Raw genomic sequence first — 20,728 nt, forward strand, 5'->3', positions numbered from 1 at the left:
TTCGACGCACCATTCGACACCGGATGTTAAAGATCAAGTTAGGAGACGACGTCCTTGCGCGCGAAACCGCGGAAGGCCAGCGCGAACAGCACGAGCGCGTAAGTGATGGAAATTGCCGTGCCCTGGATCATGCCGGACCACTCCGGGCGCGGCTGGACGGCGTCGGCCCAGGCGAACTGCCAGTGCGAGGGCAGGAAGTCGCGCCAGTGGCCGAGAGCCGTCACCGCGTCCAGCACGTTCCCCACGATGGTGAGTCCGACCGCGCCGCCGACCGCGCCCAGCGGCGCGTCCGTCCTGGTCGAAAGCCAGAACGCGAGCCCCGCGGTGACCAGTTGGGACACAAAGATGTACGCCACCACGACGACGAGCCGCTGGGCCGCCGTGCCCGGGGAGACGGCGCCGCCCGTGGGCAGCTCCAGTGGCCCCCAGCCGTAGGCCGCCGTACCCACCGCCAGCGCGACGACCGGCAGGAGCACCATCGCCGCGAGACTCATGCCGAGCCCGACCGCGAGCTTGGACCACAGCAGCCGGGCACGCGGGACGGGCGCCGCGAGCAGATAGCGCAGCGAGGACCAGTTGGCCTCGGAGGCGACCGTGTCACCGCAGAACAGGGCGACCGGGATGACGAGCAGGAACCCGGCGGAGACGAAGAGGTTCATCGCGGCGAAGTTGGCACCGGACGCGGTGGCCGTGTCCATGAGCGTCACCCGGCCGTTGCGGTCGGCCGGCTGGCCGCCGATGGCGAAGGCGACGACCAGCACGAACGGCAGTACGGCCAGGATGGCGCCCATGACGAGCGTACGGCGTCGCTTCAACTGCCTGACGAGCTCGACGCGCAGCGGCAGTGTCCGCCGCGCCCGGTACCCGTCGGCCGTCTCCGTCCGCTCGGCGAGCGCACTCATGCGGAACCTCCGATCAGGGTGAGGAAGGCGTCCTCGAGACGCCGGTGGGGGCCGAGCGAGGCCACCGGGACCTCGAGCCGCACCAGTTCGACGAGCAGCCGGGCGGCGGCCGCGGAGCCGACGGCGTCCGCCTCGGCGGCGGGGGGCCCCGCGTCCGACGTCTCCTCCCCGACGGACTCGACAGTGGCTCCGACGGTCTCGACGGTGGCCGAGACCGTCGTCACCGTCCGTGGGGCGCTCCCGGTCGTGGCATCGCGCACGGCGGCGTCGGCACCCGCTCCGGCGGTCTCGACGGTGGCCGAGACTGTGGCCGAGACCGTCGCGGTCGCCCGGGCGACCGGCGCCCCACCCAGAACCTCCACGGTGCGCGGTCCGCCGCCCAGGACGTCCAGGGCACCCGGCCCGTCGGCGCTCGGTACGCCGAGCGGTGCGAGGCGCACGAGCAGTCCGCCCTCCGTGCGTACCGTCGACTCCACCCCGGGCAGCGCGGCCACCTTCTCCACCAGCGGGTCGGAGATGTCGCTCGCCAGTCCCACGAGCAGGGTGTCGCCGGAGCCCACGATCTCGTCCACCCGTCCCGCCTGGACCAGTCGGCCGCGGTCCATGACCACCAGATGCGTGCAGGACTGTTCGACCTCCGCCAGCAGGTGGCTGGAGACGATGACCGTGCGGCCCGCCGCCGCGTACCGGATCATGACCTCGCGCATCTCACGGATCTGCGGCGGGTCGAGGCCGTTGGTCGGTTCGTCGAGGATCAGCAGGTCCGGCAGGCCGAGCATCGCCTGGGCGATCGCGAGGCGCTGGCGCATGCCCTGGGAGTACGTGCGCACGGCGCGGTCCAGGGCGTCGCCCAGTCCCGCGATCTGCAGCGCCTCGTCCAGATGTGCGTCCTCGGGCGGGCGGCCCGTGGCCCGCCAGTACAGCTCCAGGTTCTCCCGGCCGGACAGGTGCGGCAGGAAGCCCGCGCCCTCCACAAAGGCTCCCACCCGTGACAGCACCGGGGCGCCCGGGCGGATCGCATGGCCGAAGACCCGGATCTCGCCGCCGTCCGGGCTGATCAGGCCCATGAGCATGCGCAGGGTCGTCGTCTTGCCCGCGCCGTTCGGCCCCAGCAGGCCAAGCACCTGGCCCCTCTCCACACGGAAGGAGAGGTCCTTGACCGCGTACCGCTCCGCCGACCTCGCGTACCGCTTGCTCAAGTCCGTGATCTGCAGCGGGACATCGGCGAGCGCGGGGTCGGGCGCCGATGCCGTCGCGCGGCGGCGGCGCGTCAGCAGCAGGGCCGCCGCGCTCACCGCTCCGGCGAGTGGGAGCCACCAGACCCAGGCCGGGAGCGAGGCGGGTGCGGTCGTCACGTCCTGTGCCGTCGGTACCTGCAGGCCGCCCTTCAGGGAGACCGTGTAGGTGGCGGGCGCCGCCGGGGACGCATAGCCGAGGTCCGTCGAGGCCAAGGCCAGCCGCAGCCGGTGGCCCTTCTGTACGTCGTGGTCTACGGCGGGCAGCGTCAGCGTGACGTCCTTGCCGTCCTTCGCGCCCGTGACCCGCACGGGGGCGACCAGTTGCGAGGGCAGCACCTGGGTGCCGCGCGGGCCGACGTCGTACACCTTTCCGAAGAGCACGGCGTCGTCGCTCGTCGACGTCACATGCACGGTCACCGTGGGCGAGCCGGTGATCCACAGGTCGTTCCGCAGGGGCCGGGAGTCGAAGTGCGCGTACTGCCCGGGGAAGTCGAGGGAAACCCCGATGCCCAGCGACGACAGCTGGGACAGGCCGCCCGAGCCGCCGAGGCCGGGGAGCGCCGAGACGGCGGGCGGGCTCGCGCCCGCCGGGTTGGTGAAGCGCTGCTCGCGGCCGCTGAGCGCGACGGTCCGCCGCCCGCTCTCCAGCCCGGGGTACACGTCCCCGCCGGCACCCTTCAACTGGACCGAGCCGTCCGTGGAGCGGATGCCTCCGGTGCGGGTGATACGGAAGGCGGGCCCGGTGTCGACGCCCTTCTCGTCCTTCAGATAGCGGTCGAACCACGCCGTGACGCGCGCCTGGACGCGGCTTGTCTCCATGTCCCCGCCGTCGTGCCCGCCCGCGATCCAGTCGACGTCCACCGGCGCCCGGTTGGCCCGGATCGCCCTGGCCGCCGCGTCCGCCTGGCCGAGCGGGAACAGCGAGTCGGACTGGCCCTGGACGAGGAGTGTGGGCACCTTGATGTCCTTGCCGACGGCGGACGGCGAGCGCGCCTCGAGCAGGGCGCGCGCCTGTGCGTCGGGGATCCCGGACTCCGCGACCCGGTCGTACATCCGGCACAGCTCGTCGATGAACCTGCCGCAGCCTCCGCCGGAGTTCATGAAGACGCCGGCCCACAGCTTCTTGAACACGCCGTTCGGGAACAGGGCGTCCGCCAGGTTCCAGTACGTGATCGCCGGGGCGATCGCGTCCACCCTGCGGTCGTACCCGGCGGCCAGCAGTGAGATCGCACCGCCGTAGGACGCGCCGGTGACGCCCACGCGCGGATCGCCCGGCTTGTCCAGCAGGACCTCCGGGCGCCGGGCCAGCCAGTCGACGAGCCGCGAGACATCGGCGACCTCACCCCTGGGGTCGTTCAGCCCGATCTTGCCCGTCGACCTGCCGAACCCGCGCGCCGACCAGGTCAGCACCGCGTACCCGTCCCGGGCCAGTTGCTCCGCCTGGGCCCTGACGTCGTCCTTGCTGCCGCCGAAGCCGTGCGCGACCAGGACGGCCGGGCGGCGGCCACCGGATTCGGAGGTGAAGTACGACGTGTCGATGCGCACCCCGCCGCCCATGTCCATGACTCTGTCGGTGCGGTGCACGGCAGGCGCGTCGTCGGACGCGACGGCCGTCCACGTACCGACACCGGCCAGCACGAGGACGATCGCGGCCACGGCGGCCACGATCCCTCGGGGCAGCCCCCGGACCGCGGGCAGTCGAAGATCCATGCGTCAACGGTAAAGGCCCCCACCGACATCCGGGGCAGCCACCGGGCTGAACTGAGGCCCATCCCACGGATGTAGGGGCCTGATGCCGCATACCGCAGCCGTGGTACGAAGGCCCATGGAGATTCGCCGTGCCACCACTGCCGCCGAAGTGGCCTCCGCCGAGCACCTCTTCGACCATCCCGTCCGTCCCGAGTGGGCGGAGCGCTTCCTGGCCGCGGCCGGGCACCATCTCCTTCTGGCCTACGAGGACGGCCAGCCGTCGCCCGTCGGCTTCGTCAGCGGCGTCGAGACCATCCACCCCGACAAGGGCACCGAGATGTTCCTGTACGAGCTGGCGGTCGCGGAGCCGTACCGGCGCAGGGGAACCGGACGGGCGCTGGTCCGGCGCCTCGCCGCGCTCGGCCGCGAACGCGGTTGCTACGGCATGTGGGTGCTGGTCGACACCGGCAACGACGTCGCCCTCGCCGCCTATCGCAGTGCGGGCGGCAAGGGCGACGGGACGTGCACCGTGGTGACGTGGGACTTCACCTGAGTGCCCGCGGACGGGCTCAGACCTGTGCGTCTCGCAGTGCGGGCGGCAAGGGCGACGGGACGTGCACCGTGGTGACGTGGGACTTCACCTGAGTGCCCGCGGACGGGCTCAGACCTGTGCGTCCTCCGGGATCGACACCAGCCAGCGGGTGTCGCGGCGCGGGCGGAGGTAGAGGGCCCAGTAGAGGGTGGCCACCGCCGTGATGCCGCCGGTCCACAGCAGGTAGCTCGTCTCCTGCTGGCTGAGGATGTACGCCAGGACCGCGATCAGCAGGACCGGCATCGCGGGCCACAGCGGCATCCGCCAGGCGGGCGTCGTCGTGTGCGCGCCTCGCCGGGCGAGCAGGGCGGCGACCGCGACGAGCAGGTACATGCCGGTCACCGAGACGCCCGTGACGCCGTACAGGGTGTCCAGGTTGACGAAGCACAGCAGCGCGCCCGGGACGCCGACGACAAGGGTGGCGACCCACGGGGAGCCGAACCGCCCGAGCTTGGCGAGGCCGTTGTTGACGGGCTCCGGCCAGGCCTTGTCGCGGGCCGAGGCGAACAGCACGCGGGAGTTCTGGATCACCATGACGATGCCCGCGTTGATGATCGCGAGGGCCACGCACAGGCTGACGAAGGTGCCGACGGCCGAGTTGGACCAAGCGGTGACCATGCTGCTGATGTCGCCGCCCGTCAGCGCCTTCACATCGGGGGCGCCCATGGTGATCGCGACGACCGGGACCAGGATGACGACCGAGGAGATGGCGAGGGTGGCGAGGACCGTGCGGGCGACGTTGCGGCGCGGGTTCTCCAGTTCCTCGGAGAGGTAGACGGCGGTCGAGAAGCCCTGGGTGACGAAGAGGGCGATGGCGAGGCCGGAGACCACCAGCATGGCGGTCACGGTGTCCGTGTGCCCGCCGGATCCGGTCACCTGCATCGAGACCAGGCTGCCGAGGCCGCGCCGGCTGTGGGTGAAGCCCAGGACGGCCACGACGCCGGCCGCCACCACCTCGAGGACCAGGAAGATGCCGGTGATCCAGGCGTTGGCGCGCAGGTCCAGCAGACCGGCGAGGGTGGCGAGCAGCATGACCCCGGCGCCCGTCATCGCAGGGTCGAGATGGACGACGGGGGCGAGGTAGTCCGCCGTGCCCATCGCGATCACCGGCGGGACGATCACGACGACCAGCAGGGACAGCACGAAGACCAGCCACCCGGCCAGCCGTCCCGCCAGCGTCGACACCATGGCGTACTCGCCGCCCGCGCTGGGGACGAGGGTGCCGAGCTCCGAGTAGCAGAACGCCACGGCGATGCAGAGGAGGGAGCCGATAGCGATCGTGAGGGCGGTGGCGGTGCCCAGTGAGCCGAACAGGTCGGGCACGACCACGAACAGCGTGGAGGCGGGCGTCACGCATGACAGGGTGAGCAGGGTTCCGCCGATGACGCCGATGGAGCGCTTCAGCTTCTGGGGACTGTGCGATGGCTCGATGACGGCGTTCTCGACAGGGCGGAGCGTGTCGGTCATGCGGCGGTTCCGATCGATTCGTGCGAAAGATGGTTGGTCGGGAGCGCTATCGCCTCCGGCGGCTCTCGTCGTACGTCACTTCGTCCGCTCCCGGCGCTGAATGGAACCCCGACGAAAACCGCTGCGTCAATGGGCATTCATCTACGGAATTCGCAGTCAAAACATGATCAACTTCATGATTGCGTGGCGAGAAGTCCGTTCACCCGGCTGCTTTCGGTTGTGCGGGAACCGTACCTTCCGCGCAGAAATTCACGAATACCGTCCGGACTCCGGACACCGCACCGGTGTCGCGAGCGTGCTCCGTCCCGGTCGCACCGTTGTCGGTGGGCCCCGCTAGAGTCGCCGTTCACAACCGAATCACAGCAGTGGGGTGGGACAGATGAGACTGCGGCACACCGCGGCCTGGGTGGGGATCACGGCGGCGGCGCTGATGGCGACGTCCGCGTGCGACGCGGAGAGTGCGAAGACTGCGGCCAAGGCGGTCGACAACGCCGACAGGATCATGGCGGCGCTGGCGCGTGCGACCGACCGGACCGAGAACCTGGGTTCCGCCGAGGTCAGGATGACGACCGAGATGCCGACGACCGGACCGATCACCATGAACGGCACCTACTCCTGGGGCCATGGCTTCGCGTTCGACGTCGAGACGGACACCAAGGCCGTGCGGATGCAGCGGGTGCACGCCGCCGCGAAGACCCGCATGCTGTTCGTGGACGGCGCCTACTACTACCAGATCGACCCGCAGCCCTCCGGCCCGCTCAAGGGCAAGGAGTGGATGAAGATAGACGCGTCGGCGGTGTTCGGAGACAAGGGCGCCCAGGCGTTCCAGGGGAACTCCGGCAGCGGCAGCCCGGCGGCCGCCATGCGGGGCCTGAAGTACGCCAACAACGTCGACGACCTCGGCAGGGAGACCGTCGACGGGCAGAGCGCGACCCACTACCGGGCCGTGGTCGACCAGGCGCACATGGGCAAGTTCAAGGAGGCCTACGGCGACCAGAACAGCGTCTTCGGTGCGCTGACCGGCGGCGCCGACTCGATCACCATGGACGTCTGGGTCGGCGCCAAGGACCTCCCGGTCCGTTTGAACGAGCGGATCGGCAGCGCGACGGTGTCGATGGACTTCGAGAAGTTCGGCGCCACGGCCGAGATCAAGGCCCCGCCCGCCGCACAGACCGGTGACGTCACCGAGCAGCTCAAGAAGGCCCGCGCCCAGCAGCAGGGCTGAACCGGCCCGGCAGCAGGGCCGAACCCGGTCCGGACAAGACGGTGCCCCGCCCCGAGGGGAGGGGCGGGGCACCGTACGGCCTCAGTGGTTGCGCGGGAACCCGAGGTCCACGCCCGCGGGGGCCTCGGACGGGTCGGGCCAGCGGGAGGTGACGACCTTGCCGCGGGTGTAGAAGTGCGTCCCGTCGTTGCCGTAGATGTGGTGGTCGCCGAAGAGGGAGTCCTTCCAGCCGCCGAAGGAGTGGTAGCCCACGGGGACCGGGATCGGCACGTTGACGCCGACCATGCCGGCCTCGATCTCCAGCTGGAAGCGGCGGGCGGCGCCGCCGTCCCGGGTGAAGATCGCCGTGCCGTTGCCGAACGGCGAGGCGTTGATGAGGGCCACGCCCTCCTCGTACGTCTCCGCGCGCAGCACGCACAGCACCGGGCCGAAGATCTCGTCCTGGTACGCCTTCGCCGTGGTCGGCACCTTGTCGAGGAGCGAGATGCCGATCCAGTGGCCGTCCTCGTACCCCTCCACGGTGTAGCCGGTGCCGTCGAGGACGACCTCGGCGCCCTCCGCCGCCGCGCCCGCCACATAGGACGCCACCTTGTCCCGGTGCGCCTTGGTGATCAGCGGGCCCATCTCCGAGGCCGGGTCGTCGCCCGGGCCGATCTTGATCTTCTCGGCGCGCTCGCGGATCTTCTCCACGAGCTCGTCGCCGATTCCGCCGACGGCCACGACGGCGGAGATCGCCATGCAGCGCTCGCCCGCGGAGCCGTACGCCGCGGAGACCGCCGCGTCCGCCGCGGCGTCCAGGTCCGCGTCCGGCAGCACCAGCATGTGGTTCTTCGCGCCGCCCAGGGCCTGGACGCGCTTGCCGTTCGCGGACGCCGTGGTGTGGATGTAGCGGGCGATCGGGGTCGAACCGACGAAGGACACGGCCTTGACGTCCGGGTGCTCCAGCAGCCGGTCCACGGCCACCTTGTCGCCGTGGACGACGTTGAAGACGCCGTCCGGCAGACCGGCCTCCGCCAGCAGTTCGGCGAGGCGGACCGACGCCGACGGATCCTTCTCGGACGGCTTCAGCACGAAGGTGTTGCCGCACGCGATGGCGATCGGGAACATCCACATCGGGACCATCGCCGGGAAGTTGAACGGCGTGATGCCCGCGACGACACCCAGCGGCTGCCGGATCGAGGCCACGTCCACGCGATTCGCCACCTGCGTGGACAGCTCGCCCTTGAGCTGCACGCTGATACCGCAGGCCAGGTCCACGATCTCCAGACCGCGCGCGACCTCGCCGAGCGCGTCGCTGTGCACCTTGCCGTGCTCCGCGGTGATCAGCTCGGCGATTTCGTCGCGGTGCTCGTCGAGCAGCGCGCGGAACTTGAAGAGGACGGACGTGCGCTGCGCGAGCGAGGACTGGCCCCAGGCGCGGTACGCGTCCCTGGCCGCCGCGACGGCCGCGTCCACCTCGTCCACGCTCGCGAAGGCGACCTTCGTGGTGACCGCGCCGGTCGCCGGGTCCGTCACCGGCCCGTATGTGCCCGACACGCCTTCGACGGACTTGCCGCCGATCCAGTGGTTGACGATCTTCGTCATGCCCAAGAACTCCTTCACAGATGGCGGCGTCGGGTCGAGACGTGCCGGTCGTACTCCTCGCGCGCCTTGACCGCCGACGGTCGGGTCGCGGTCTCGGCCACGGGTACATCCCACCAGGCCTGCGCCGGGGGCGCGCCCGACACAGTGTCTGCGGTTTCGGTCTCCACGTAGACACATGTGGGAGTGTCCGCGTCGCGCGCCTCGGCCAGGGCTGCACGCAGCTCGCGCACGGTCTTCGCGCGCAGCACGCTCATGCCGAGGCTGGCCGCGTTGGCGGCAAGATCCACGGGCAGCGGCGCCCCGGTGTACGTGCCGTCCTCGGACCGGAAGCGGTAGGCGGTGCCGAAGCGCTCGGCGCCCACGGACTCCGACAGTCCGCCGATGGACGCGTAGCCGTGGTTCTGCACGAGCAGGACCTTGATCGCTGTCCCCTCCTGCACGGCCGTGACGATCTCCGTCGGCATCATCAGATAGGTGCCGTCGCCGACCAGAGCCCACACGGACCGGTCGGGCGCCGCCATCTTCACACCGATCGCGGCCGGGATCTCGTAGCCCATGCACGAGTAGCCGTACTCGAGGTGGTACTGGTCGCGGGAGCGGGTCCGCCACAGCTTGTGCAGATCGCCGGGGAGCGAACCCGCCGCGTTGATGACGATGTCGGACTCGTCCACCACGGCGTTCAGCGCGCCGACGACCTGCGGCTGCGTCGGCCGTACGTCGGGCTCCCCGGCCGCGAAGCAGGCGTCGGCCCGCTGCTCCCAGCGCTCCTTGTCCTCGGTGTACGCGGTGACGTACGCGGCGTCGACGCGGTGGTCGTGCAGTTGCAGCGCCTCGGTCAGTTGCTCCAGACCGCTGCGCGCGTCGGCCACCAGCGGCAGACCGGAGAGCTTGTGACTGTCGAACGGGGCGATGTTGAGGTTGAGGAAGCGCACGCCGGCAGCGGCGAAGAGGGTGCCGGAGGCGGTGGTGAAGTCGGTGTAGCGGGTGCCGACGCCGATCACCAGATCAGCGGTGCGGGCCAGTTCGTCCGCGGTCGCGGTGCCGGTGTGGCCGATGCCGCCGACGTCCTGCGGGTGGTCCCAGCGCAGCGAGCCCTTGCCGGCCTGGGTGGAGGCGACCGGCACGCCGGTGGCCTCGGCGAACTCCGCGAGGGCGTCCTCGGCGCGGCTGTGGTGGACGCCGCCGCCCGCCACCACGAGCGGACGCCGGGCGGCACGGATCGCGTGGACGGCCTCGGCGAGTTCGACCGGGTCGGGGCCCGGACGGCGCACCGTCCAGGTCCGCTCGGCGAAGAAGTCCTCCGGCCAGTCGTACGCCTCCGCCTGCACGTCCTGCGGCAGCGCGAGGGTGACCGCGCCCGTGTCGACCGGGTCGGAGAGCACGCGCATCGCCTGGAGAACTGCCGGGATCAGCGCCTCGGGCCGGTTGATCCGGTCGAAGTATCTCGACACCGGGCGCAGACAGTCGTTGACGGACACATCGCCGGCGTGTGGGACCTCCAGCTGCTGGAGCACCGGGTCCGCCGGGCGGGTGGCGAAGACGTCGCCGGGCAGCAGCAGGACGGGGATGTGGTTGATCGTGGCGAGGGCGGCACCCGTGACCAGGTTGGTGGCGCCGGGCCCGACGGACGTCGTCACGGCGTGTGCGGACAGCCGGTTCGACTGCCGGGCGTAGCCCACCGCCGCGTGCACCATCGACTGCTCGTTGCGGCCCTGGTGGTACGGCATCACGGGGGACCCGGAGGGCGTCCCTCCGGCAGACACGGCACCGTACTCGACCAGCGCCTGCCCAAGGCCCGCGACGTTGCCGTGGCCGAAGATGCCCCAGGTGGCGCCGATCAGGCGGCGGCGCACCCCGTCGCGCTCGGTGTACTGGGCGGCCAGGAAGCGTACGAGCGCCTGAGCGGTCGTGAGCCTCGTCGTCGCGGTCATCGGTACCCCCCTGTGCTCTCCAGGTGGTCCGGGTGGAAGCAGATCCGCCACTGGCGCTCCTCGCCCGGCCCGGCCATGACGTTCAGGTAGTACATGGGGTGTCCGGGCTGGGCGATGGACGGGCCGTGCCAGCCGTCGGGAACGAGGACGGCGTCACCGGTGCGGACCTCGGCGAGGACGTCGGACCCGCCGTCGCGGGAGGGGAATACGCGCTGGTACCCGAAGCCGTTCGGACCCTGGATCTCGAAGTAGTAGATCTCCTCGAGCTCCGTCTCCTCGCCCGGCCGTGCCTCGTCGTGCTTGTGGGGCGGATACGAGGACCAGTTGCCGCCGGGCGTGATGACCTCGACGGCGATGAGCCTGTCGCACTCGAAGGCGTCGGCAGAGGCGAAGTTGCGCACCTGGCGGGCGCAGTTGCCGCTGCCGCGCTCCTCGACGGGTACCTCCGGCGCGGGGCCGTAGCGGGCGGGGAGTCGGCGCTCGCACTTCGCTCCTGCCAGGGCGAAGCGGCCTCCCGCGCCGGAGGCGATCTGTGCCCGGGCGTCACGGGGGACGTAGGCGAAGTCGGAGACTCCTGTGAACACGTCCTCCCTGCCCAGGAGTTGGAACCTCTTGTCCTCCGTGTGGACCGTACAGGCGCCCTCGAGGGGCAGCACGATCCACTCGCTGTCACCGGTGGCGAACGTGTGTGTGCCGCCCGGCTGGAGGTCCACGATCCGCAGGCTGCTGTGGGTCCAGCCGGCCCGCTCGGGGGCGATGTCGAGCGCATACGCGGCGTTCGCGGTGGCGCCCCTGGGAACGTACAGCTCCTTGCTCATGCGGCCCTCGCAGAAGTCCTCGTGCGGTGTCCACGGCGGCGGCCACGTCGCCGCCCGCCGGGTCTGTACGCGGAACTGCCGCCCAGGCCTTCGACGACGGCGACGGACCGGGTCACGGCCTCGGTTCCAAGGCTGTTGTGCAAGGTGCCGTCCATCAGGGGACGCCGGGACCGCATGGCGACGGCCTTCGCGACCGTCTCGGGGTGGCGGGTCCGTGGCCGGACGAGTTCGGTGACGTCCACGCGCGCGTGCGTGACGCAGGGGCCGCCGTTCCGGTACCCGCTGTCGGTCCCGCCCTCGTGCCGGGCGCCCCCGACCTGGCCGGCCCTCACGGCACCGCTCCCGCCGTGACCGCGCCCTCGATCTCGTCGGCCGTGGGCATCGCGGACGAACACTCCAGACGGGACGCGACGATGGCACCCGCGGCGTTCGCGTACCGCACGGTCCGCTCCAGGTCCCAGCCGCCGAGCAGCCCGTGGCAGAGCGACCCGCCGAAGGCGTCGCCCGCGCCGAGCCCGTTGAGGACCGTCACCGGAAGCGGCGGGACCTGGACCGATGCGCCCCCACTGGTCATCGCGAGGACGCCCTTGGGTCCCTGCTTGACGACCGCGAGTTCGACACCCGCGTCCAGCAGGGCACGGGCCGCGGTGTGCGGGTCACGCTCGCCGGTGGCGATCTCCACCTCGTCGACATTGCCGACGGCGACGGTGGCATGGCGCAGGGCCTCGGCGTACAGGGCGCGGGCGGAGTCCGGGTCCGTCCAGAACATCGGCCGCCAGTCGAGGTCGAAGACCGTCGTGCCCGCCTTGGCGCGATGAGCGAGCGAGGCGATCGTGGCGGTGCGGCTCGGCTCCTCGCTCAGGCCCGTGCCCGTCACCCAGAAGACCCCGGCGGCGCGGATCGCGTCCAGATCCAGCTCGTGTGCGTCGATCTCCAGGTCCGGCGCCTTGGGCTGCCGGTAGAAGTAGAGGGGGAATTCGTCCGGCGGGAACACCTCGCAGAACGTGACCGGCGTCGGCAGCCCGGCGACCGGCGTGACCCACCGGTCGTCCACGCCGAAGCCGCGCAGCGCCTCGTGGAGGTAGGTGCCGAAGGGGTCGTCGCCCGTACGCGTGATCACCGCCGTACGGCGGCCGAGGCGGGCTGCGGCGACCGCTACGTTCGTCGCCGAACCGCCCAGGAACTTCCCGAAGGACGTCACCTGCGGCAGGCGCACGCCCATCTGCAGCGGATAGAGGTCGACACCGATCCGGCCCATGGTGATCAGGTCGAACGGGCCGCCGGGCGCGGCGGCCACGGACTCCTCGAACTCCTCCATCGAGTTCCCTTCACATCGGCTGTCCCCAGGTCTAGCCGCGCCGAGGGAGCCCTGTCAACGCTTTGTCCAGACATATGGACGACCGCTTGACATGGTTTCGGGGCGGCCGGAAGCTGACGCCCATGACGTCGTTGTCACCTCAGCCCTCACTCTCCCGCATCCGGATCGGTTCGGCTCCCGACTCCTGGGGTGTCTGGTTCCCCGACGATCCCCGGCAGGTGCCCTGGCAGCGCTTCCTCGACGAGGTCGCCGAGTCCGGCTACGAGTGGATCGAGCTGGGGCCGTACGGATATCTGCCCACCGATCCCGCGGTCCTCGCCGAGGAGACCGGGCGACGCGGCCTCAAGGTGTCCGCCGGCACGGTGTTCACGGGGCTGCACCGCGGTCCGGACGTCTGGGACGCCACCTGGGCGCATGTCTCGGCCATCGCCGCGCTGACCCAGGCCATGGGCGCCTCGCACCTCGTGGTCATCCCGGCGTTCTGGCGGGACGACAGGACGGGCGAGGTGCTGGAGCCGAGCACCCTGACCGCCGAGCAGTGGCGGCACCTGACCACGCAGACCGAACGGCTCGGGCGCGAGGTGCACGAGCGGTACGGACTGCGGATCGTCGTCCATCCGCACGCGGACACACACATCGACAGGGAGGAGAACGTCACGCGCTTCCTCGATGCGACGGACTCCTCAGCGGTGTCGCTGTGCCTGGACACCGGGCACTATACGTACTGCGGTGGCGACAGCGTCTCGCTGATCGAGACGTTCGGGGAGCGGATCGGCTACCTCCATCTCAAGCAGGTCGACCCCGGGATCCTGGCCGAGGTGCGGGCGGGCGAAATCCCCTTCGGCCCGGCGGTGGCCAAGGGCGTGATGTGCGAACCGCCGTCCGGCGTACCGGCGTTGGAGCCGGTGCTGGCCGCCGCGGGCCAACTCGACGTCGACCTGTTCGCCATCGTGGAGCAGGACATGTACCCCTGTGACCCCGACAGGCCGCTGCCCATCGCGCGGCGCACCAGGGCGTTCCTGAGGTCCTGCGGGGCGTAGGCGACGCAGGCGCCCTCGGGGCTTCCGGCTCCTGCCGGGTGCGTGCGGCGTGGGCGGCCTCTTGAAGTCAACTCCGGCCGCTACTCGTACTAATCGATGAAATCGGTCAAGTGTGTCGAAGCTGTGAAGACCGGCAATTCCGGAGATCACCCCATCGGGGGCGCAACCAGGACGCGTAGCGCGGAGTTTACTCAACGTCGGGCATTCCGCCCGGCCGTTGAGACGATCCCCAAGGAGCACCTCTCCATGTCGCGTATCGCGAAGGGCCTGGCCCTGACCACCGTTGCCGCTGCGGCCGTGGCCGGCACCGCCGGTATCGCCGCCGCCGACAGTGGCGCCACCGGCGCTGCCACCAACTCCCCGGGCGTCGTGTCGGGCAACTCCGCGCAGGCTCCGGTCCACGTCCCGGTCGGTGTGTGCGGGAACACGGCCAGCGTCATCGGCCTGCTGAACGGGGCGGTCAGCAACTCCTGCGCCAACGGCTGACGTCCGAGCGACCCTTGAGCCGGCCGTTCTCCCTCGGAGCACGGCCGGTCGGCGCTGCACGGCCGGTCGGCGCTGCACGGCCGGTCGGCGCTGCACGGCCGGTCGGCGCTGCACGGCCGCCAGGCGCGAAGTCGCTTGCACGGACGCGAGGACGGCCCCGAGGACGGATGGGGGGTCAGGCGTGACGGCGACGGCCCCCGGGTCAGCCGAGGCGGCGTACTGGATCCCCCGCCAGGTATGCCTCGATGTCCTCGACGGCCTGGCCGTAGTACATCGCGTAGTTGGCGCGCGAGACATAGCCGAGGTGCGGGGTGGCGAGCAGACGCGGGGCGGTGCGCATCGGGTGGTCGGCGGGGAGTGGCTCCACGTCGAAAACGTCGATGCCGGCGCCGGCGATGCGGCCCTCGTGCAGGGCCGCGAGCAGGGCGTCCTGGTCGACGATGGCGGCGCGCGAGGTGTTGATCAGGTACGCGGTCGGTTTCATGAGCGCGATCTCGCGGGCGCCGACCAGGCCACGGGTGCCGTCGCCGAGGGCGAGGTGCACCGAGACGAAGTCGCTGCTCGCGAGCAACTCCTCCTTGGACGGGGCGAGTTCCGCACCGGCCTCCTCCGTGCGCTCCTTGGTGAGGTGCGGGCTCCAGGCGGCGACCTCCATCCCGAAGGCGAGCCCCACCCGAGCAACCCGGCTGCCGATCTTCCCGAGCCCGAGCAGTCCGAGCCGCCGCCCGTGCAGATCCGCACCCACGGTGCTCTGCCAGGGGCCGCCGTCGCGCAGGGCGTTGTTCTCCTCGACGATCCCGCGCGCCAGCCCGAGCAGCAGGGCCCAGGTCAGCTCGAGCGGTGGCGTGGAGGAACTCGAGGTACCGCAGACGGTCACTCCGTGCGCCTCGGCCGCGCTGTAGTCGATGACGGTGTTCCGCATCCCGGAGGCGATGAGCAGCTTCAGCCGGGGCAGCCGGGCGAACAGCGAGCTGGGGAACGGCACGCGTTCGCGCAGGGTGACGACGATGTCGAACTCGGCGAGCGCGTGGGCCAGCGCGTCCTCATCGGCGAAGTGCTCGGCGAAGGACACCACCTCGACGCGGTCCGCCACCGGAGACCAGTCCGCCACGGAGGTCGCGATCTGCTGGAAATCATCAAGTATCGCGCAGCGAAGCCCCATGTCAGCCCCCTTCTGATCAATGGGTGCACCTTATCGAATCAACATCGAAATCGAATCAACATCGAATCAACATCGAATCACTTGCGGCGCGTTGTCGCCGGATGTGTGGGCCGGACCGCGGCGGCCCCGGCCGCGGCTACTTCCTCATGTCGGCGTAGAAGACGATGTTGTAGTGGAGTTCGTGGTTCTTCGCGTCCGCCGCACCGCGTTCGGCATCCTTCGTACCCGTCCGGGTTGCATCCTTGGTGGCCGCCGGGGCTGCTGCCTCCCTGGCGAGAGTGTCGCCGGAAGCGATGAGGCGGAGCTCCGCATGCCGCGAGTTCGGTTGCAGGTCGTGGACGGCGACCTTCTCCCTGCTCACGTGCTCGATCTTCCGTACGACGAACGTGGCCGTCCGTCCGTCGGCCCGACGCACCTCGATTGGGTCCCCGAGCTTCACCCGCAGCACATTGCGAAGGAGCCCTGGGCCCTTGGGGGTGTTGTGGCGAGCAAGAAGCACGGAAACCCCCTTCTCGCCGGGTGTGACACTGCCGGTGTACCAACCGGGCCGGTCCGCCTTCTCCACCGGCGGAGCCTCGAGTTGGCCCTCGTCGTCCAGGCCGAGCTCGAGCAGGGGTCCCGCGTCCACGCCGGCGGAGGGGATCGTCAGTCTCACGGGCTTCGAGGCGCGCAAGGGGGCTGAGCCCGCGATGACCGACGACGCCGTGGCACCGTGCGCGGGTTGGCGGTCATGCACCACACGGCCGGGCCCCATGACACCGCAGGCCGCCGCTCCACCGCCGACGCCGACCAGGAATACCGCTGTCACCGCAACGCGGCGAAAAGTGGGAGCAGCCGAAGAGATGACAGGCACGAAACTTCCCCTCAATTCTTCTGACGGGGCAGACAACGGCGGAGACTAATAAGGAAGTTGGCGGGAGACGGCGGAATGACACGCCTCTCGCACGGCATCGGAGCCAGATGGGTGAATCAAGCGCTGTGCCCAGTAGCGTCCCTGTCCCTGTCCCTGTGCAGGGTGATGGGGTACCCGACGGTCGCCGTCTCACCCCGCTTGAGCGAGCCCGACCACCGCAACAGGGGCTCGGCGCAGCCCACCAATGCCCGAAGTCGGCGAGGTCATGATGCGCACGGCGGTGGGCTCCGACAGTGCCGATGCGTCGAGAGGGTGGGCGCATGGCTGCGGCAGCTGAAGAAGACCACATGCGGCCCATCTTCGATCACCTTTGGCGCAGTGATCAGGCTTTTTGGCTCCAATGGGGCATTTTTATGCGCGACGCGCCCCTGGAGTCCGTCGTTCTGCCGACAGGCGAATACTGTTGGGCGGTTCAAATGATCGCGGCAGGCAGGCCCATAGGCCCTTGGAGGAAATGCCCACGCGATGTTTCGTCCACGGCTCTGTACCCCACCACGGGCCGATCCGCTGGAACGTGCGACTCCATCCACTCTGAACAGCAAAAACGAAATCTGCGCAACGGGAAACAACTCACCGCTCACGAAGCGCAGCTTGATTCAGCGAATTCGGCAGTTGACTCAGCTCTGCTCATGAAAACGTCCTGGATAGCGGGTAAATGATCCCGGGTGAGGTTCAACCGAACTTTGCGGTGGCGATGCGGAATACGCTTACGTCCCGGGGTATGGGTTACCGCGTCTCCGGGTGCTTCCCCGGCAAGTGAGCCAAGGGATCGAACCCTCTGGCCTCGCGGTTCTCATGACTTGCCTCTGACCCGTAGTGTCCTCGTCTTTCTGGCCGCGACGGCCGAGAGCCCCCGCTGCCCGAGAGGGCAGCGTAGGGGCGCAAGCGCGGTGGCGCGACCGGCTCGCCACCGTTCTCCGTGAAGTCCTCGCCGCGGCGCTTTGCCGAAGCCCCTGAACCTACGGGTGCTGTACCCGAGCGACTCAAGGCACCTTGGGCTGTTCGGCCCTGTCGCGATCGAGGGCCGCGAGGGATGCTTGATCAAAAGGGAGAGGAATAGGCTGGCACATCAAACGATAGGGAATGAAATGTCCATCAAAGGCCGTAGATGTCGAGGGATGGGGCGAGCGGGCGGGCTCACCGCAGCAGGTGTGTTCGCGATAGGCGCGCTCCTTGGCGGCGGTGCCGGTCCAGCACTGGCGAATACTGCTTGGATTTCGGCAAGCTCCGTTACGGTGACCCCAACAAATCCGCCGAACCAAAATGGCGGGGGCTATGGTTGGGAGGATGGCTACAATGCCGGTTCCAGGTGCGAGGGACTTTCGTCCACTCATGGAGCCCCGCTCCCACCTGAGCTTGCCGCAAATATAGCCAAGGCGGACGCCAGTAAAGATCCGACTGCGCAAAGACTGGCTTCTGCAGCCGCAGCCGAATACAAGGCGAACTACAACGCCGGATACCAGAAGGGATTCGGTGATGCCGACTGCGGTCACCGCAACCAGTTCATAGGCCCCGTCCCGCCCAAGCCAGAGCAGAACCAACAGCAGAACCAGCAGCCGCAGCCGCAGAACCAGCAGCCGCAGCCGCAACAGCCGCCTGAGGTGCAGCAGCCGCAGGAGCAGCCGCCTGAGGTGCAGCAGCCGCAGCCGCAACAGCCGCCTGAGGTGCAGCAGCCGCAGCCGCAACAGCCGCCTGAGGTGCAGCAGCCGCAGGAGCAGCCGCCTGAGGTGCAGCAGCCGCAGGAGCAGCCGCCTGAGGTGCAGCAGCCGCAGGAGCAGCCGCCTGAGGTGCAGCAGCCGCAGGAGCAGCCGCCCGAGGTGCAGCAGCCGCAGGAGCAGCCGCCGAATTGTCAGTGTTGACGGACACTCACCACCAACCCTTGCTCGGTGGTCCGGCAATCCGGCAATCAACCAGGTCTTTCCGGTCAGCCGTGACGGCTTTGGCGCTGGCGGGCTGAGCGTAGCGGTTGATGGACTCGCGGACACCCTCTGCCAGGGGCTCCCCGGCAGCACTGAGGTTTCCGCCGAGGATGATCGCTGCCGGGTTCAGACAGTTGACGAGGTCGGCGAGGACCAGACCGAGGGTCCGTCCTGCGCGGCCGTCCAGTGGAAGCCCGCCGGCGCATTCGTGAACGGCTTCATCCAGTTCACCGTCCCCGGCGGCAACGAACGCCGGTCAGCGCTCGGCAGCCAGACCTCCAGCGCAGCACAGGACGAGAACTCGGTCGTCTTCACTAAGCAGCAGCAGCCGGAGTTCGACAAGCTCCGCGCCGCCCTTGACCAGGCGATCGCCGCGCAGCACGCGCCGCAGGCCCCAGTTGCCACGAGGCCCACTTCACTCGCAGACGAACTGACGAAGCTCGCGGCGCTGCGGGATCAGGGCATCCTGAGCGCGACCGAGTTCGAGCAGCAGAAGGCGCGGCTGCTCGCCCAGTAGTTCACCCACGATCAAGGCCCGGCCGTACGCCCAGCGGATCGGCCGGGCCTTTCCATGCCCTGGGAGGCGCGGCCGTGGCAAGGGTGAGGAGGATGGGGCTTGACGGTGGATCACCAGCCCGAGGCTCCCGGCGGCGGCGCGGGGCGAACAGGAAGTCGTTCGACATCCTCGGCCCTCGCGCGGTACGCCCGGCGGGGACGGCCGACGAAGCCCCGGCCCACCGATCATCATCCTGGACGCCGCGTACCGCTCCGGCCAGTGGGTCAGTACGGATGGCGGTCCCCCTTGTCCGTCCACGCCGCGTAGGCCTTTGCGCCCAGCTCCGGGTAGATCTGCTCGACGTGGATCCGACGCTGGTCCAGCGGCTTGGTGAAGTCCTCGTACTGGTAGACGTCGTCAAAGCCGATGTCGCGGGTGGCCTTCAGGTCGCAGCTGAAGTAGACGGCGTCGATGCGCGACCAGTAGATGGCACTCATGCACATCGGGCACGGTGCGCCGCTGATGTAGATCGAGCAGCCCTGGAGCATGCGGGCGCGCTTCGGAACCGGGTCGGGAGACCCTTCGGGGCGCGGGACGTATGCGAGGGTGCTCTCGTTCTGGTGTTCCTCCGAGATGCTGGGCGCCTCGGGGTTGAGTTGCTGGACCGCCTTGCGAATGGTCTCCACTTCGGCGTGTGCGGTCGGGTCGCCGGTCAGGAGAACGCGGTTCTGCCCACGGGCGATGATTTCGCCGTCCCGAGTGATCACGGCACCGAACGGGCCGCCCCAGCCATGCTCCACCGACTCCGTGGCCAGCCGTACGGCTTCCGCCAGAAACTCCTTGTGCCCCATGAGGACCTCCGTTCCGCGCCGACGCGTCTTCCGCCACCCCTTGTTTGCCGTTTGCCATCATTTGTCCGATAAGTTCCTTTTGGATTAGGCTACTCCGTATGAACGTCAGCGCCAACCGAGCTCCCGGCGGAGCCGGAGCCACCGTCGTGACCTCTCAAAAAGTCGTCCCCGGCCGTGAGGAGGACTACAAGCGCTGGCAGGAACAGGTGAATCGGGCCGTACGGGACTTCGACGGCTTCGAGGGGACCGAGCTCTATCCGCCCAACTCCGAATCCGGCGAGGCCAACCAGTGGGTCGTGGTGTTCCGTTTTTCGGGTGTAGACCAGTTGAGTGCGTGGCTCACGTCCGGGACGCGCCGTGAACTCCTCGACCGGGGCCGTGGGTTGTTCGAGGAGGAGCCCTCCCAGGAGGTTCTGAGCGGCGGGGAGCCTGCTCAGCAGGCCGTTACGGCGGTCATCTCCCATGAGGTGAAGCCCGGCCGGGAGGGGGACTTCGCGACCTGGCAGGACAAGACCCTGAGGGCCCAGGAGAAATTCCCGGGATTCATGGGGTCCGAACTCTTCGCGCCTGTGGAAGGAGTTCAGGACCGCTGGGTCGTTGTCTTCCGGTTCGACACGCGTGAGCACCTCGATCAGTGGCTGCGTTCGGACACCCGCATGAAACTGCTGGACGAGGGTCGCGACTACTTCGCCGACTACGACGTCCGCGAGATCGCATCGGCCTTCAGCGGATGGTTCCGTTTCCGCGAGGGGGAACAGGGGGGCGTCCCGCCCAACTGGAAGCAGGCCATGTCCGTTCTCCTCGCGCTCTATCCCACCGTCATGGTGCTCAACCTCACCGAGGGCCGCGTCCTCACGCACATCGGCGTTCCGGGGTACCTCGGACTCTTCATCGGAAACGTGCTGAGCGTCGCAATTCTGACCTGGGTGCTGATGCCGATGGTCGTCAACCGCGCCCTGACCTTCTGGCTGGCGCCGGACCGGCCGCGGTCGCGACGCATCGACATGGCGGGCGCCGCCGTGGTGCTGGTGTGCTACGCCGCTCTCATCGCGATCTTCAGCCTCATCGCCTGAGCGCCGGTTCATCACCGAGTTCTG

General features: G+C 69.6%; 19 protein-coding genes and 1 pseudogene. 7 read left to right on the top strand and 13 right to left on the bottom strand.

Annotated features, from left to right (window positions below; genetic code table 11):
* Nucleotides 1-38 precede the first annotated feature (38 nt).
* Both AAW14_RS26140 and AAW14_RS26145 read right to left on the bottom strand, forming a co-directional pair.
* Nucleotides 39-902 (bottom strand): ABC transporter permease, encoded by an 864-nt coding sequence (locus AAW14_RS26140; protein ID WP_265566383.1) that lies wholly within the window; start codon nt 900-902, stop codon nt 39-41.
* Entirely contained in the window at nt 899-3,850 is a 2,952-nt protein-coding gene (locus tag AAW14_RS26145; protein WP_265566384.1) for an alpha/beta fold hydrolase, read from the bottom strand. The genes AAW14_RS26140 and AAW14_RS26145 overlap by 4 nt, the downstream gene beginning before the upstream one ends.
* Nucleotides 3,851-3,965: 115 nt before the next feature.
* On the opposite strand from AAW14_RS26145, the gene AAW14_RS26150 reads away from it, so the two are divergent.
* Complete coding sequence (locus AAW14_RS26150; protein ID WP_265566385.1) at nt 3,966-4,382, top strand: GNAT family N-acetyltransferase; 417 nt, start codon at nt 3,966-3,968, stop codon at nt 4,380-4,382.
* Between the two features lie 108 nt (nt 4,383-4,490).
* Here AAW14_RS26150 and AAW14_RS26155 read toward each other — a convergent pair whose 3' ends face one another.
* Nucleotides 4,491-5,888 (bottom strand): APC family permease, encoded by a 1,398-nt coding sequence (locus AAW14_RS26155; RefSeq protein WP_265566386.1) that lies wholly within the window; start codon nt 5,886-5,888, stop codon nt 4,491-4,493.
* 379 nt (nt 5,889-6,267) lie between these two features.
* Between AAW14_RS26155 and AAW14_RS26160 the strand changes: the two genes are divergently transcribed.
* Nucleotides 6,268-7,113: a hypothetical protein gene (locus AAW14_RS26160; RefSeq protein WP_265566387.1), complete on the top strand. Its 846-nt coding sequence runs from the start codon at nt 6,268-6,270 to the stop codon at nt 7,111-7,113.
* A gap of 81 nt (nt 7,114-7,194) precedes the next feature.
* On the opposite strand, the gene mmsA is transcribed toward AAW14_RS26160, so the two are convergent.
* The 5 genes from mmsA to iolC are packed head-to-tail and all read right to left on the bottom strand — an operon-like array spanning nt 7,195 to nt 12,764.
* Nucleotides 7,195-8,697 carry a CoA-acylating methylmalonate-semialdehyde dehydrogenase gene (gene mmsA, locus AAW14_RS26165; protein ID WP_265566388.1) on the bottom strand — a complete coding sequence of 501 codons (1,503 nt, stop codon included), beginning with the start codon at nt 8,695-8,697 and terminating at the stop codon, nt 7,195-7,197.
* A gap of 14 nt (nt 8,698-8,711) precedes the next feature.
* On the bottom strand, nt 8,712-10,628 hold the full coding sequence (iolD, locus tag AAW14_RS26170) for a 3D-(3,5/4)-trihydroxycyclohexane-1,2-dione acylhydrolase (decyclizing) (RefSeq protein ID WP_265566389.1): 1,917 nt from the start codon (nt 10,626-10,628) through the stop codon (nt 8,712-8,714).
* Nucleotides 10,625-11,446 (bottom strand): 5-deoxy-glucuronate isomerase, encoded by an 822-nt coding sequence (iolB, locus tag AAW14_RS26175; protein WP_265566390.1) that lies wholly within the window; start codon nt 11,444-11,446, stop codon nt 10,625-10,627. Before iolB ends, iolD begins: the two co-directional genes overlap by 4 nt.
* A complete protein-coding gene (locus AAW14_RS26180; RefSeq protein ID WP_265566391.1) occupies nt 11,443-11,778 on the bottom strand; it encodes a hypothetical protein in 336 nt (111 codons plus the stop codon). The genes iolB and AAW14_RS26180 overlap by 4 nt, the downstream gene beginning before the upstream one ends.
* On the bottom strand, nt 11,775-12,764 hold the full coding sequence (iolC, locus tag AAW14_RS26185) for a 5-dehydro-2-deoxygluconokinase (protein ID WP_265566392.1): 990 nt from the start codon (nt 12,762-12,764) through the stop codon (nt 11,775-11,777). Before iolC ends, AAW14_RS26180 begins: the two co-directional genes overlap by 4 nt.
* A 122-nt stretch (nt 12,765-12,886) precedes the next feature.
* Between iolC and AAW14_RS26190 the strand changes: the two genes are divergently transcribed.
* Both AAW14_RS26190 and AAW14_RS26195 read left to right on the top strand, forming a co-directional pair.
* Nucleotides 12,887-13,804, top strand: coding sequence for a sugar phosphate isomerase/epimerase family protein (locus AAW14_RS26190; RefSeq protein WP_265566393.1), 918 nt, complete (start codon nt 12,887-12,889; stop codon nt 13,802-13,804).
* A 246-nt stretch (nt 13,805-14,050) separates the two neighbouring features.
* Nucleotides 14,051-14,290 (top strand): chaplin, encoded by a 240-nt coding sequence (locus AAW14_RS26195; protein WP_265566394.1) that lies wholly within the window; start codon nt 14,051-14,053, stop codon nt 14,288-14,290.
* Between the two features lie 202 nt (nt 14,291-14,492).
* Here AAW14_RS26195 and AAW14_RS26200 read toward each other — a convergent pair whose 3' ends face one another.
* The 4 genes from AAW14_RS26200 to AAW14_RS26215 all read right to left on the bottom strand — a co-directional run bounded on the left by AAW14_RS26200 (nt 14,493) and on the right by AAW14_RS26215 (nt 18,510).
* Nucleotides 14,493-15,452 carry a D-2-hydroxyacid dehydrogenase family protein gene (locus tag AAW14_RS26200; RefSeq protein WP_265566395.1) on the bottom strand — a complete coding sequence of 320 codons (960 nt, stop codon included), beginning with the start codon at nt 15,450-15,452 and terminating at the stop codon, nt 14,493-14,495.
* Nucleotides 15,453-15,588: 136 nt separating this feature from the next.
* Complete coding sequence (locus AAW14_RS26205) at nt 15,589-16,107, bottom strand: sortase domain-bontaining protein (RefSeq protein WP_265566396.1); 519 nt, start codon at nt 16,105-16,107, stop codon at nt 15,589-15,591.
* 1,241 nt (nt 16,108-17,348) lie between these two features.
* Nucleotides 17,349-18,275, bottom strand: coding sequence for a hypothetical protein (locus tag AAW14_RS26210; protein ID WP_265566397.1), 927 nt, complete (start codon nt 18,273-18,275; stop codon nt 17,349-17,351).
* Nucleotides 18,232-18,510 (bottom strand): ROK family protein, encoded by a 279-nt coding sequence (locus tag AAW14_RS26215; RefSeq protein ID WP_322741121.1) that lies wholly within the window; start codon nt 18,508-18,510, stop codon nt 18,232-18,234. Before AAW14_RS26215 ends, AAW14_RS26210 begins: the two co-directional genes overlap by 44 nt.
* Between AAW14_RS26215 and AAW14_RS39855 the strand changes: the two are divergent.
* Nucleotides 18,469-18,627 (top strand): annotated as a pseudogene (locus tag AAW14_RS39855) (DUF4429 domain-containing protein); the annotation flags it as partial. The gene AAW14_RS26215 and the pseudogene AAW14_RS39855 overlap by 42 nt on opposite strands.
* Before the next feature lie 87 nt (nt 18,628-18,714).
* Nucleotides 18,715-18,801: an SHOCT domain-containing protein gene (locus AAW14_RS39860; protein WP_416223380.1), complete on the top strand. Its 87-nt coding sequence runs from the start codon at nt 18,715-18,717 to the stop codon at nt 18,799-18,801.
* A gap of 263 nt (nt 18,802-19,064) precedes the next feature.
* Here AAW14_RS39860 and AAW14_RS26225 read toward each other — a convergent pair whose 3' ends face one another.
* Nucleotides 19,065-19,631: a nucleoside deaminase gene (locus AAW14_RS26225; RefSeq protein WP_265566399.1), complete on the bottom strand. Its 567-nt coding sequence runs from the start codon at nt 19,629-19,631 to the stop codon at nt 19,065-19,067.
* 98 nt (nt 19,632-19,729) lie between these two features.
* On the opposite strand from AAW14_RS26225, the gene AAW14_RS26230 reads away from it, so the two are divergent.
* Nucleotides 19,730-20,704 (top strand): antibiotic biosynthesis monooxygenase, encoded by a 975-nt coding sequence (locus tag AAW14_RS26230; RefSeq protein ID WP_265566400.1) that lies wholly within the window; start codon nt 19,730-19,732, stop codon nt 20,702-20,704.
* The last annotated feature ends 24 nt before the right edge of the window (nt 20,705-20,728 follow it).

The sequence above is a fragment of the Streptomyces hygroscopicus genome (assembly GCF_026168105.1).
GTDB lineage: Bacteria > Actinomycetota > Actinomycetes > Streptomycetales > Streptomycetaceae > Streptomyces > Streptomyces hygroscopicus_D.

Bases quoted from the DNA above. Each gene is read 5' to 3' on its own strand.
- mmsA (WP_265566388.1), bottom strand. From the start codon at position 8,697: ATGACGAAGATCGTCAACCACTGGATCGGCGGCAAGTCCGTCGAAGGC.
- AAW14_RS26155 (WP_265566386.1), bottom strand. From the start codon at position 5,888: ATGACCGACACGCTCCGCCCTGTCGAGAACGCCGTCATCGAGCCATCG.
- AAW14_RS26200 (WP_265566395.1), bottom strand. From the start codon at position 15,452: ATGGGGCTTCGCTGCGCGATACTTGATGATTTCCAGCAGATCGCGACC.
- iolD (WP_265566389.1), bottom strand. From the start codon at position 10,628: ATGACCGCGACGACGAGGCTCACGACCGCTCAGGCGCTCGTACGCTTC.
- AAW14_RS26190 (WP_265566393.1), top strand. From the start codon at position 12,887: ATGACGTCGTTGTCACCTCAGCCCTCACTCTCCCGCATCCGGATCGGT.
- AAW14_RS26150 (WP_265566385.1), top strand. From the start codon at position 3,966: ATGGAGATTCGCCGTGCCACCACTGCCGCCGAAGTGGCCTCCGCCGAG.
- iolC (WP_265566392.1), bottom strand. From the start codon at position 12,764: ATGGAGGAGTTCGAGGAGTCCGTGGCCGCCGCGCCCGGCGGCCCGTTC.
- AAW14_RS26230 (WP_265566400.1), top strand. From the start codon at position 19,730: ATGAACGTCAGCGCCAACCGAGCTCCCGGCGGAGCCGGAGCCACCGTC.
- iolB (WP_265566390.1), bottom strand. From the start codon at position 11,446: ATGAGCAAGGAGCTGTACGTTCCCAGGGGCGCCACCGCGAACGCCGCG.
- AAW14_RS26145 (WP_265566384.1), bottom strand. From the start codon at position 3,850: ATGGATCTTCGACTGCCCGCGGTCCGGGGGCTGCCCCGAGGGATCGTG.
- AAW14_RS26195 (WP_265566394.1), top strand. From the start codon at position 14,051: ATGTCGCGTATCGCGAAGGGCCTGGCCCTGACCACCGTTGCCGCTGCG.
- AAW14_RS26140 (WP_265566383.1), bottom strand. From the start codon at position 902: ATGAGTGCGCTCGCCGAGCGGACGGAGACGGCCGACGGGTACCGGGCG.
- AAW14_RS26160 (WP_265566387.1), top strand. From the start codon at position 6,268: ATGAGACTGCGGCACACCGCGGCCTGGGTGGGGATCACGGCGGCGGCG.
- AAW14_RS26225 (WP_265566399.1), bottom strand. From the start codon at position 19,631: ATGGGGCACAAGGAGTTTCTGGCGGAAGCCGTACGGCTGGCCACGGAG.